At 38.1% G+C, this 14,531-nt stretch carries 3 protein-coding genes; all 3 read left to right on the forward strand.

The annotated features are described in order from the left end of the window. The coding region (locus tag ACERDH_RS09700; protein WP_415741921.1) for a mucin-binding protein at positions 1–3,076 on the forward strand (3,076 nt) is incomplete at its 5' end. A gap of 150 nt (positions 3,077–3,226) precedes the next feature. Next, on the forward strand, positions 3,227–7,102 hold the full coding sequence (locus tag ACERDH_RS09705; protein WP_386686882.1) for a mucin-binding protein: 3,876 nt from the start codon (positions 3,227–3,229) through the stop codon (positions 7,100–7,102). Between the two features lie 374 nt (positions 7,103–7,476). Continuing rightward, the coding region (locus ACERDH_RS09710; RefSeq protein ID WP_386686885.1) for a Rib/alpha-like domain-containing protein at positions 7,477–14,531 on the forward strand (7,055 nt) is incomplete at its 3' end.

Genomic DNA, 14,531 nt, shown 5'->3' on the forward strand with positions numbered 1-14,531 from the left:
AACAAGTCAAATCACAGAATTCAAGAAACAAGGCTATAACCTTGTCAGCGATGAATTCACAGCAGGTGGTGCGAAGGTTTATGACTACGATACAGCACGTGACCAAGTCTACACTGTAACCCTTTCAGAACGTGTTGAACCAGTTAACCCAGATAACCCAACTCCACAACCAAACACCCCAGTCAATCCAGGACAACCAGATAGCCCACGTTGGCCAGCTAGTGTCCATGATTTGGATAACAAGGAAAGTGTTAACCGTACCATCCATTACGTTTACGAAGATGGAAGCAAGGCTAAGGATGATGTGGTTGAAACACTGAACTTCAAACGTTGGAGTCGTATTAACCTAGTGACTGGTCAAATTTTCTTCCAAGACTGGACAACTAATGATGATACGTTTGATAAAGTGGTATCACCAACCATCGCAGGTTACACAGCGGATAAATCAGAAATCCCAGCTGTAAGTGGAGTGAAGGCTAAAGATCAAGACCGTGTTGAAACAGTTACTTATCGTAAGGATGCCCAAAAAGCTGTTATCCGTTATGTAAGTACTAACGGTAACCGTGTTCTCACAACAGATGAAGTGACAGGTAAGTCAGGTGAAGCCATTGCCTACAGCACAACAAGTCAAATCACAGAATTCAAGAAACAAGGTTACAAGCTTGTTAGTGATGAATTCACAGCAGGTGGTGCGAAGGTTTATGACTACGATACAGCACGTGACCAAGTCTACACTGTAACCCTTTCAGAACGTATCGAACGTGTAACACCGAAAGATCCTAAACCACAACCCAACACCCCAGTCAATCCGGGACAACCAAATACACCAAATTGGCCAGGCACTGTTGAGAGAATGGAGAAATTGACTCAAACAATAAGTCGCCGTATTAACTTCCGTTACCTTAAAAATGGAAAAGCTGCATATGGAACAATTGATCAACATATCAGCTATGAAAGAAATGCTCTTGTGAATTTGGTATCTGGTGATATCCATTATGAACAATGGAAGATTACTGGAATTAAGAACCAAGATGTTGTAGCTCCAGTAGCATCTCAACCATCAGTTACGAATAATGGTGAATCAAGAGTTGCTAGATCATCTAGAAGCAGACGAGCTTTGTCAGAAGTAGCTCCAGTTTCAGAGAATCTTTTAGCTACACAAGTTCATAATTCTCAAGTGTCTCCATTAGGTTTAACTGTGACTGAAAATGGTGAGCGTTCTGTACGCCGTTCATCTAGAGGTAAGCGCGCTGCTGCAGCAAAACCAGATAGTTCAACTAATTCAGAAGCAAATTCATCCGTGAATGCAGTGTTCAAAGCTGTACGAACTCCTGTTACACCAAAATTTTATGCTACTGTAAATAAAGTAGGAACAATGGAGGTTAATCCAAATTCTCCTCAAGATACAGAAGTTAATGTTGACTTGAAAGAAATGGGACGTATTGTAGCAGTCAATAATAAAGGACAATATATCAATAAACAAGGAGAGGTTGTACAAAACATTGAAGACGCTCTCTATAAGTACTATGATAATGATCCAAACGATGCAACAAAAGCAGCAGAAACAAAAATTCCTGAAGCTCCAAAATTCCATGTATTAAATAATGAGCAACCAACTGTTTGGGGATATAATATTGTTGACAAGACAATCGAACCAAATGACGAATCTGATCCTGATCGCATCGGAAAAGATACCTTTGTAACATATAACGAAATTATTGATTCATTAACTAAGGAAACAAACCAAACGGTAAGCTTTACTGGTGCAGGTTCTGAAACTCCTAAAGATAATGTTCAAAATGACTTTGTCTTCAAGGGGTCATATAATGAAGCAACTAAAGAAACAACTTGGGAAAACAAGAACCATACCTATGGAACAGTTAAAGTACCAGTTGTGACAGGATATTTTGCTGATAAAGCAGAAGCTGGTGCTAAGACAGTTACGCCAGATTCACCAAAAGCAACAGATACAGTTACATATAAAGCTTTGGGTAAAATCATTCCAGTAGATGCTTCTGGAAATGTGATTGCAAATGCTCCTCAACCACAATACCTGAATGATGCAAATGATCCTCGTAAAGCTGGAGAAACAGCAGTACCTGAAATTGTAGGCTACAAACCAGAGCGTACAAGTGTTACACCTGAAAATCCAGGTGAAGATACAAAGGTAACTTACGTCAAGACAGATCAAGTTGCAGTAGTTCGTTATATAGATATGGATAATAAGGATGAGGTCGTTCATACAGACAATATTACTGGTAAATCTGGAGAAAAGATTGCCTATACGACAGAAACTGTTTTGAAATCGTTGATTGAAAAAGGGTACTTATTGAAGGAAGATGGTTTCCCTACAGATGCAACTTTTGATACAGATGAAACAAAAGTTCAAGAATATACAGTTCTATTGAAACATAAGATTACTGTTAAAAAAGATACTCCAAAACTTGTGGAAAGAACGATTCATTATGTATTTGCAGATGGTACAAAAGCAAGTGAAGATCATCATGATCAAGTAAGCTTTTCACGTATGTTAAGTATCGATAATGTAACAGGTAAGGCTACAAGTACATCTTGGGTTTCTGAAGATGGAGTGACAAGTTTTGACGAAGTGGTATCTCCAAGTATTGCAGGATATAATCCTGATCTTGCTAAAGTGGCTGCGGTTCAAGGAATTACAGCAGAAACTGGAAATCAGGTTGTAACTGTAACTTATAGAAATGTTCAACCAATTCCACAAGTTACCCCAACTCCAATTCCGACTCCAACCCCAACTCCACAAGTTACGCCGGATCCAGTACCGACCCCAACTCCGGTTCCAACTCCAACCCCGGTACCGACCCCAACTCCAATTCCGACTCCAACCCCAACTCCACAAGTTACGCCAACTCCAGTTCCAACCTCTACCCCAGCTCCAAAAGTGCCATCAGCAGTTCCAACTCCAAACTCAGCTCCAAAAGAGGAGGAAAAAGAGCTTCCAAAAACTGCGGGTCACTCTTCTGGTATGGCTCAAGTTCTAGGAGTACTTGGCCTATTTACTGGATTCAGTTTAGTTGGAAAAGCAAAACGAGATGAATAAAATCAAAATAAAACTCTAGACAACAAAATATTGGAAGTGTAGTGTTTTAGGGAGTGAGAATGTATGTCAATACAGCATCAATTCCACTCCCTTTTTTATCATAAAAAGTTAGAGAGAAAATATATGTATTCAAGAGTAAAACGGAATCAAATGAATAAGGTAAACAAGTATTCCATTAGAAAATCAAGTTTTGGTGCAGTATCTGTTGCTGTAGCTGCCTTGATGGTTTTTGGTACTTATTCAAATGTGAGTGCAGATGAACAGAAAGTAGATTCACATCGCACTGAAAAAGAAGAACAAAAAGTCTCTGAAAAACCAGAAGAGACCAAGCAAGAGAAATCTGAGGAAAAAATAGCAGAATTGCCTTCCGCTCTTCAAACTCCAGTTTTGGAAAAAGAAGAATTAGATGTCAATGCCCTTCTAAAGAAAGAAGCAGAATCTAAAGTGGCAGCTGAGACAAAAAATGCTGACTCAAAAGAATTAACTTCTAAAGAAGTAAAACCTAGCGAAGAAAAAACTACTTCACCTGCTTCAAGTGAAAAGGTAAATGAAGAAAAATCAGTCGAAAAAACTACTCTGGATCAGGTTGTATCAGAAGCAGAAGTTTTAAATCAAGTCGCTTTACGTTATTCTCAAGAAGCAGAACGTAAAGCTGAAGAAAAAGCCTTGGTTCAAGAAGCTGTTAAGGCAGCAACAATTCAGATTTCACAATCAAAAGCCTTATTAAAAGATTCATCTGTTAGTGCAGAAAATCTTAAGACTCAATTAAATCAACTGTATTCAGCTATCGAAACAGTGTATACTGAGTTGCAACGTGCAGGACATGGCAAGAAAATTAGCGCTAGTCTATCGCCAATTCAAACACAAGATGTAGCTATCGATAATGGAAATATTATTGCCAATGGTACAATCGACATGGCGGACCGTGTGACTTCAACAGGTATTGCTGATTATCGTTTCCAATTAAAATTTAAAAATGGTGCCTATCATAAGGGGGATATCTTCACAATTGGCTTGAAGGAATTGCCACAAGATAATAATCTCCCTCAAAAATTGGTTGCTGAAGGTAAAGTTTTTGCAGAACGTGTGAGTCTGGTTCAGAAAAATGATAATGCCAAAGCTGGAAGCCTTTCATATTGGGCTTCACGTGGAGACCGTGACGTTGCTCTGGACACAAAAGAATCATGGGATTTAGTTGACAAAGGAAGTCATATTGAAGCAACTTACCGTTTCACTGATGAAATTGAACGTCTAGATGATGTTACTTTTGAACTTCAATACAGAGGTGGAATTCGTTATCCTCGAGTGAATGTGGATAAGTCTGTAACTGGTGTTATCTCAGTTAATGGTCAAAATGTAGTCACTAAGAATTACACTGTGATTAAAACAGACATCGGAGCACCTAAAGTTTATGATACTCCAGCTACAGCTAACTTCACAGGTGATGTTACGTTGGATGATGATGGTAGTATCAAGACATATAACAGCACTCTTCGTATCGGGACATGGAAATCAAACTTTAGTGCAGGGACTCGTTTCACCGTTCGAATCAATGATACAGAATTCAATAAGTTTGCTACTGTCGGTGAATTTATTGAACGTGGTGCCCACAATGTCGAAATGATAAATACTAGCCCTGATACATCAAGAACAAGGGTAAATCGTCATAATGTTATTTTGGAGGCGCCTCGTGAAGAACCAGGTCAACATGCAAAATTTAAGATTCTTAAGGCTGCTGATAATGAATTAACCTTTGAACTCGTTTCTGGAAAGATGTTGGCTGGAAGAACCTATGTATTACGTACAAAAGACTTTGGAGTTGACCGTGTTCCGACAAGTCACACAGTTAATTATCTGAATGAAGCTAGAAATGGTTTTAAATCAAATATTCCAGGGACATTGACAGTTGTTGATGCCAAAGGTAAAAATCTTACAGACCAATACGAACAAGCTGCTGATTCTGACTGGAAAATTGCCAACCCAGATATGGTTAAAACAGATGGACGCCTTGTCTATGGAGATGTAGCGGTTCGCTTTGTTGATACTCAAGGAAAAATGCTCCTTCCTGCCATTGCAGCGGTGGAAAATGGAGGTATCCTTCAAGACAAATTTACTACTGTAAGACCATCTACCAAAATTGATACTAGCTATGTAGCTACTTTAGAGAGAAATACAACTGAGACAGAAGTTCAAGAAAACAAAGGAATTCAAACAACATCTATCACAGCACCTTATTTATTGCATTCACCAAATGGTAAATATTATGTCTTCAAAGAGTACGCACAAAATGATCGTTTTTATAGTAATACGAAGATATCTGGTACGATTACACGAGCTCAAGCTAACGTGGTAGCTGTGTACGAAGAAGCTAAATTTGGTAAAGTTGATATTCAATATCGTGATAAAACAAGTCAAGCTATTTTAGAAACATTCAATACACCACATGATAAGAGCACAAAACTCATTAACTTGTTGGGGAATAATTATGATGTGACTGCTAAAGTTCCTGAACGCTTCGAAAAAGATGGTGTGGTATATGTCTTGTCGCAAACACCTGCTAATAGTAAGGGACATTTGACACAGGCTGATATCCATGTTGTTTATGATTATCTTGCTCAACAAAAGGCGCATGTTAAATACCTTAATCAAACAGAAACAAGTCCTAAAGTTTTAGGAAATGTGGATAGTGTTGTTGGTCTTCCAGGTGAAACAATTGCTTATAATTCAAAAAATCGTATTAATCAATACCTAAAACAAGGATATGAATTAGTACATGATGGTTTTGCAAATGCTAATGATAAACGCTTTGACAGTGAAAAACAAACTGATCAAGTATTCTCAGTTCAATTAATCGAAAAAGTTGTGACTGTCACAGCAGATGATCCGAAACCAATTGCTGGAAATCCATTAGTAGCAGGAGACGCATTGACACCTGTTTGGCCTAAATCTGTTGAAAACTTAGATACACTAAGAAAAATGACCAAGCAGACGATTCACTACAAGTATCAAAAAAATGGTAAACAAGCTTTCAAAGATGTAGTTCGTTCTGTAGTTTTTGAAAGAGTGGCGAGAGTTAACCTCGTTACTGGTGCAGTTATTTATGATAATTGGAAAATCACAAGAATTGATGATAAACCAGTAGCGTCAGTGGATACGACTGTTCATAAACCAAATGTCACTCCACAAGGAGTAACAACTATTGCAGCAACTCCTTCTAGTCTAGGGAATGGAATTTCTATCAAACCAGTTTTGACTGTTCCGAATCCAGTTGTTGCATCATCACCAATTGTTGCAAAACCCGTTGTACCGGTCAAGCCAGTAACACCGGTTAAACCAGCAGTGTCAACTCCGGCCAAGCCAGCGCCTGTCGTTAAACCAAAACCGGTAGCACCAGTAACACCTGTCAAACCAGTAGTTTCGACACCAGTAACTCCAGCGCCTGTTGCCACACCACAACCAGTTGCTCCAGTGAAACCAGTAGCACCTGCACCGGTAACACCTGTTAAACCAGTAGTATCTACTCCAGCTACACCAACACCAGCTGTGCAACCAAAGCCGGTAGCGACTACTGATTCAAAACCTAGCTTAACTCCAGCTGAAGCCTTGGCTGCAATTAAACCAACAGATTTTTCTTCACAAACATCTGTTAATAAGAAAACAGAGACAACACCTGTTCCTGGTGGAACGGCTACGACTACAACTACAACGACAACCACTGTTACCTCAAATGCGGCAACAGCAGGTCCAACAACACCGATTGTCACTATCACGACAAATGAGACCGAAACTCATTCAGAGGTGACAAGTGTCATTCATACTGGTACTACCAGCCACACGCATGTAGTCGGAGTTGTTACAAAACCAAATGTAGTTGTTACTCATCCAAAACCAAGTGTTCAGCCTAAACCGCATTTAACGAGACCTCATCATGGACCAGTACACCATGTTCCTTCACGTCCAGGTAAACAAGTTAAACCAATTAGAACTGGACCAGGAACTCGTGGTCATGCTAGAAGACATCGCTAAATATAAAGTGTTAATACTGATTTAACTAGTAGGATAGTATAATCTAAATAAAATAGAGTTTATAAAAATGAGTAACTTAATATAAAAGTTGCTCATTTTTTGATAATAAAATGAATTTAGTAATTTTCTGGATTAGTAAATTATTTTTACAAAAATATAACAAATCTTATAAACAATATATTATATATCGAAAGGGTTTGCATATAAGGAAATAAAAGAATATAATATATACAAGAAGTAATTTTATAATTTGAAGCAAGGAGTTCTTAATGTTTTTTAATCGAAAAGGAATCAATCAAAAGAATTGGAGAATGATAAAGAAAGGGAAGCACTTTCTTTTTGGGTGCACTCTTTTTTTGGCTACAGGAGCAGTGATGATACAGAATACAAATCTGATTCATGCTGATGAAAAGGTTGTATCTATGAGTGATTCCACTAAAGTTAAAGAAGAGGAACTGAATAGTAAAAAGAGTCTAAACGATGTGGAAAATGATTCACAGGTAGAAAATCATGTTAAAGAATCAGATAAGATTTCTGAAAATGTGCAAGAAGATAAAAGTGATGAAAAGGTTGTAGAAAATACAGTCAAAACTGTGGATAAAACTGCTTTAAATGAATTAATTGAAAAGATTAAGAATATTAATTTACAGACTAAAACAGTTAAATCAGTTGAAAATCTTAATCTCTCTTTGTCGCATGCGCAAGCAATTTTGGATAAGGAAACTGCTAGTCAAACAGAGATAGATAAAGAAGTTCAAGTTTTGTCTAATTCATTTGCTCAACTGGAAGAGAAAAATAACGATATAGAAACAAAAGAAAAGCAAGCAGACAAAGAAAATGATAGTGATGAAAAGAAAAAACCTTTAACAGAAAAGATCGCTAAGGTTCAGGATATTGTCTCAGAAATTAACCAACTGGCAGGAGAAATCAGTTATGAATTCAGTGAATCTGAAAGCAAATCTCTTCAAGTATTTGCAGATTTATCTGAGGGAAAAGCCACTGAGAGTGAAGTTGATGGTGCTCTAAATGAAGCGAAGAGCCTCCGCAACAAAGTAGCTAATAGAGTAACTCGAGCACAATCTGGGAAACGTGATCCACGGAATGGAAAACCAATTGATGGTAAGGGAGAGAGTGGGTTTAGAGCTATTTGGATATCGTCAATTGCTAACAAATACGAGGGTAGTAATGCGTTAGTAAACGAAAATAAAAAAGAATTAACTTTTTATAATTCAGATACTCTATTCTCGGTAATGACAGCATATGGTAAAAGAGGAAATGGAGAGCCATTAGTAAGATATCCGAATGGCCCTAAACGTGGAGAGGAAGATCCTACTCCGTATTATGTAAAAAGAGTAGGAGTTATAAGTGGTCTTAATCAAGTTAAAGGTTTAAAACTACGTGTAGCTTATAAAAATTTCCAAACAGGAAAGAAAGAAGAAGTAGATATTGCTGCTAACTATTGGAATGTAAATAATCCTGAAGTGCAAATGGCTCTTGTTGGAACTATAGGTGATGGTGGAAATGTAACACCAGGTACTTATCATATTACAATTGGAGCAAATGGGACACATAAACAAAATACAATTACCTATACTTTGACTATCAAACCTCAAAGTGAACGTAATACTGTTAGAGATTTAACGCCAACTTATGTGGATGATGTCCGTCATTTAACGGAAACAGAAAAAAATGCTTTGATTGAAAAATTTAAAGCAGAGCATCCAAATGTGGTTAATCGTGCGAATCATATCGACTTTGACCATGCTGAGGTATCAGCTGATGGTGCAACAATGACGATTCATTTTAAAGATGGATTCAACCCTAAAACCATTCAAACAAATGCGACAAATGATGTAGAAGCGAAACATTCCAGTTTGACTGCTTATTTTGGGGATTCAAAAGAATTATATACGAATCCAAGGGAATTAGTACGATCAAAAACAGGACATGAAGTACCAACAACGGCTCAGGTAACGTATAAAACACCATTTAACTTGCAAGAAGCAGGGACAAGAAATGTTGTTGTCACAACAACTTATGAAAATGGAGTAACAAAAGATGTAACAACTCCTTATACAGTTTTAGATTTTCTAGGAAAACAAGATAAAAAAATTAATCAGAATCAGTCTGGACAACTAGGAGATGCTAGAAATTACGTAACTGTCTCAGATAATTCAGCAGTTCCAGGAGAATTAACAGTTCGTTGGAAAGGTGGCTCTTCTACTGTCGATACCTCTGCTGCAGGTGTACAACATAAAGAAATCGAAATTCTTCGTGGTAGCCATTTAATGAAAACTGTGAATGTTCCAGTTGAGATTGTAGATAATATCAAACCGACCATTACTGCACCAGATAATATTACATTGACGAGATTAGAAGGACTTCCAAGTGAAATTAATATTCACGCTCAAGATAATGATAAAGGAGTAGGACTTAAGGATGGAAATGCTGTTACTGTAGAAAATCTTCCTGCACCGTTAACGTATAATGCAGCAAAATCTAAAATTGAAATCAATGGTGTTATTCCAAATAATTTCCAACTTGGTAAATCAAGTATTCAAGTGACTGTTAAAGCGGTTGATAAAAAAGAAAATACTGCGACTAAAAATATTACTTTCCATATTCAATCTCAAACACAAAAATATACAGCAGTTGCTAATTCTCAAATTCAAGAAGTGAGTTATGGGGAAGCGCCTGATGCAGGAACAAGTATTCAAAAAAATGGGCTGCCAACAGGTACAAGATACGGATGGGCAACACAACCTAATACGGCAACAGGCCCTGGGGATCAAACCGAAGTCGTAACTGTAACCTATCCAGATGGCTCAACAGATACAGTACCTGTAACCGTGAAAGTCCGTAAACTAAGTGATGAACATATACCAACTGGAAAGACAATTACTGTGAATCAAAATGATCCAGTAACGAATGATAGATTAAAAGCAGCAGTAACAGTGGATAATGGTGGAACTAGAAAAGTCAAGTCAGTTACTGCAGCGCCTATAAGCACTGTGCATGCAGGCTCACAAACCATAAAAGCGACAGTAACTTATCTGGATAATACCACTGATCCAGTTGATATTCCTCTAGAAGTAAAAGACGTAATTGCTCCAACAATTCAAACACCAACAGAAGGTCAAACATGGGAAATCACAGCATTAGATAAGACATTGCCACCTATTAAAGTAGCAGTTGCTGATAATCCTGGAGGAAGTGGAATAAAGAGTATTGTTCCAATGAACTTACCAAGTTTCTTGAAGTATGATAAAGCGACAAGTAGCATCGTTTTCCAAGATGGAGAACGTGAAGTTCCAAAATTGTCTGGAAGAACTCGAACTACAAGAAATATAACATTACGTGTGGAAGATAATGCAGGAAATAGTAGTGAACGAACATTTAGTATTACTCACATGCCTATGGCTGAAAAGTATAATCCACAAGTGAATGCAACGATTCAAGAAGTGAGCCATGGTGAAACTCCTAATCCGAAAACAAGTGTGAATACAGCAGGATTACCGACTGATGCTCAATATACATGGAAATCTGCACCAGATACGAATAGACCTGGAAATAAAACAGGAGTCGTGAAAGTTACTTATCCAGACGATTCAGTAGATGAAGTAACGGTTACTGTAAAAGTTCGTAAGCTAAGTGATGAGTATGAACCTACAGCTACAAAAATTGTCAAAAATCAAAACGATACTGTCTCAGAACAAGACTTAAAATCTGCTGTGACAATTAATAAAAACGGTAATAGTAAGGTGAAAACTGTTACTCCTATTGGGAAAATTAGTACTGCTGAGACAGGAAACAAAGAAATTTCTGCAACGGTAACCTATCTTGATGATACAAGGGATACGATAAAAATTCCTTTAGAAGTAAAAGATGTGACGGCTCCAACGATTCAAACACCAGCGAATGGTCAGAATATCGATTTAATTGCATTAGATAAGACTTTCTCTCCAATACAAGTAACATCTAATGACAACGCAGGAGGAAGTGGTGTTCAATCAACAACGGTAACAGACTTACCAGATTTCTTAACATATGATGATGCGACTAAAACCATTAAGTTTAAAGCGGATACCCAAGAAGTTCCAAAATTACCAGTCGGGACAGATTCTCAAACACATACAGCTACAATTCGAGTGACAGATAATGCGAATAATAGTAGTACTTCACAATTAACGTTTACTGTGAAATCAATGACTACAAAATACGAATCAACTCCAAATCCAGACAAACAAACAGTAAGTTATGGGAATACGCCTGATGCAGGAACAAGTATAAATAAAACGAACTTACCAGAAGGAACAACTTACGCTTGGAAGACAAAACCAGTTACGACAGATGGGCCTGGAGAAAAAGACGGTGTAGTAGAAGTAACCTATAAAGATGGTTCGAAAGATACAGTAGATGTAAAAGTTACAGTAAAAGAATTAAGTTCAGAATATGAAGTAACTGGAGCACCAATTGAAGTAAATCAAAATGATCCAATTTCTAACGATGACTTAAAAGCGAAAGTAACCGCAACTTCAACAGTAGGAAATGCGAATGGAACAGATAAGATTTCATCTGTAGAACCTAAGTCGCAAATTACTACAACTAACTATGGTGACCAAAACATTACTGCTACTGTAACTTTCAAAGATGGAACGACTAAAGAAGTGACCATTCCATTGAAAGTTAAAGACGTAACGAAACCGACTATCCAAACACCAGCAGAAAATACAAACTGGGAAATGACCGCATTAGATAAAGCTTTACCAAATATGGAGGTGAGAGCGGAAGATAATGCGAACGGAAGTGGAATTAAAAACGTTACTGTGACAGGCTTGCCTGATTACCTAGAGTATGATAGTACAACTAACACTATTAAATTCAAATCAGGAAAACAAACAGTAGAAAAACTAGCTGAGAATACACCAAGTCAAGAATTTACTTTAAACATTCGAGCAGAAGACAAAGCAGGAAATGTCAGCGAAAGAACTGCGAAAATCACTGTATCTTCAATGAGTACCAAGAATACTCCAACGCCAATTTCACAAAATACAAGTTATGGACAAGTGCCAGATCCTAATAAAAGTGTAGATAAAGCAGGCTTGCCAGATGGAACAAAGGTAACATGGAAGACACCCCCTGTAGTAAATACACCAGGCGCAACAACTGGGGAAGTAGAAATCACTTATCCAGATGGCTCAAAAGATGTAGTGACAGTAAATGTAACGGTTAGAAAAGTAAGTGAAGATTTTACAGCAATTGGAACACAAATTGAAGTAAATCAAAATGTATCAGTTACTCCAGAAATGTTAAAAGGAGCAGTAACTGCGACAAATGCGCAAGGTGAGAATGGAAATTCTAAAATTGCAACCGTGGAATCCAAAACACCAATTAACACTGAGGCGTATGGAGACCAAACAATACAAGCAAAAGTAACATATATTGATGGTTCAGAACAAGACGTTACAATTCCATTGAAAGTAAAAGATGTTACGGATCCAACAATTCAAACACCAGCAGAAAATACAAACTGGGAAATGACGACTTTAGATAAAACATTGCCTCCTATGAAGATTGAGGCAAAAGATAATGTAAATGGTAGTGGAATTGCTACTATTGAAGTGAGAAATATGCCTTCATTCTTAACATTTGATCAAGCTTCTGGAACAATTGTGTTCAAAGAGGGTGTTAGAGAAGTACCGAGAATTGATTCTGATAATGTAATGCATGGTGTAACGATAGTAGCTAGAGATAAAGCTGGGAATTCGACATCAATCTTAGTAAATATTACAGTTTGGTCAATGCGTGGAAAATACACACCAAGAGCAATAGCGCAAGAAGTGGACAATGGTCACGTGCCAGATCCAGAAACAAGTGTAAACAAAACAGGCTTACCAGATGGAACAACAGTCACATGGAAGACAACGCCAGATGTAAGTACACCAGGAAGTCATCCGGGAGTAGCGTTAGTTCATTATCCAGATGGAACGGAAGATGAAGTCGAAGTACCAGTAACGGTAAAAGAACAAAAAGAAACGTTTAACCCAACGGCAAAAGAACCGAACCAAACTGTACGTCATAACGAAGTACCAGATCCAGAGAAAAGTATTAATACAAACGACTTACCAGCAGGAACAAACTATAGCTGGTCAGAACAACCAGATACAAGTAAACCAGGAAGTAAGACAGGCAAAGTATTAATCACCTACCCAGACCATAGTACGGAAGAAGTGACGGTAACGGTAAACGTAACGCCGCAAAAAGATGAATACACACCAACTGGAATCCCTCAAGAAGTGGACAATGGACACGTACCAGATCCAGAAACAAGTGTAAACAAAACCGGCTTACCAGAAGGTACAACTGTTACATGGAAGACAAGACCAGATGTAAGCACACCAGGCAGTCATCCAGGAGTAGCGTTAGTTCATTATCCAGATGGAACGGAAGATGAAGTAGAAGTACCTGTCACAGTTAAGAAACAAAGTGACACGTTCGCACCTACGGCAAAAGAGCCGAACCAAACGGTTCGTCACAACGAAGTACCAGATCCAGAGAAAAGTATTAATACAAATGACTTACCAGCAGGAACAAACTATAGCTGGTCAGAACAACCAGATACAAGTAAACCAGGAAGTAAGACAGGCAAAGTATTAATCACCTACCCAGACCATAGTACGGAAGAAGTGACGGTAACGGTAAACGTAACGCCACAAAAAGATGAATACACACCAACTGGAATCCCTCAAGAAGTGGACAATGGACACGTACCAGATCCAGAAACAAGTGTAAACAAAACAGGCTTACCAGAAGGAACAACTGTTACATGGAAGACAAGGCCAGATGTAAGCACACCAGGCAGTCATCCAGGAGTAGCGTTAGTTCATTATCCAGATGGAACGGAAGATGAAGTAGAAGTACCTGTCACAGTTAAGAAACAAAGTGACACGTTCGCACCTACGGCAAAAGAGCCGAACCAAACGGTTCGTCACAACGAAGTACCAGATCCAGAGAAAAGTATTAATACAAATGACTTACCAAAAGGGACAACTTATACATGGTCAGAACAACCAGATACAAGTAAACCAGGAAGTAAGACAGGAAAAGTATTAATCACATACCCAGATAAGAGTACGGAAGAAGTGACAGTAACAGTCGAAGTAACGCCACAAAAAGATGAATACAACCCAACTGGAATCGCGCAAGAAGTGGACAATGGTCATGTGCCAGATCCAGAAACAAGTGTAAACAAAACCGGCTTACCAGAAGGAACAACTGTTACATGGAAGACAAGGCCAGATGTAAGCACACCAGGCAGTCATCCAGGAGTAGCGTTAGTTCATTATCCAGATGGAACGGAAGATGAAGTCGAAGTACCAGTAAGGGTAAAAGAACAAAAAGAAACGTTTAACCCAACGGCAAAAGAACC

Source organism: Streptococcus bovismuti (assembly GCF_042436615.2).
In the GTDB taxonomy this organism is placed as follows: Bacteria; Bacillota; Bacilli; order Lactobacillales; family Streptococcaceae; genus Streptococcus.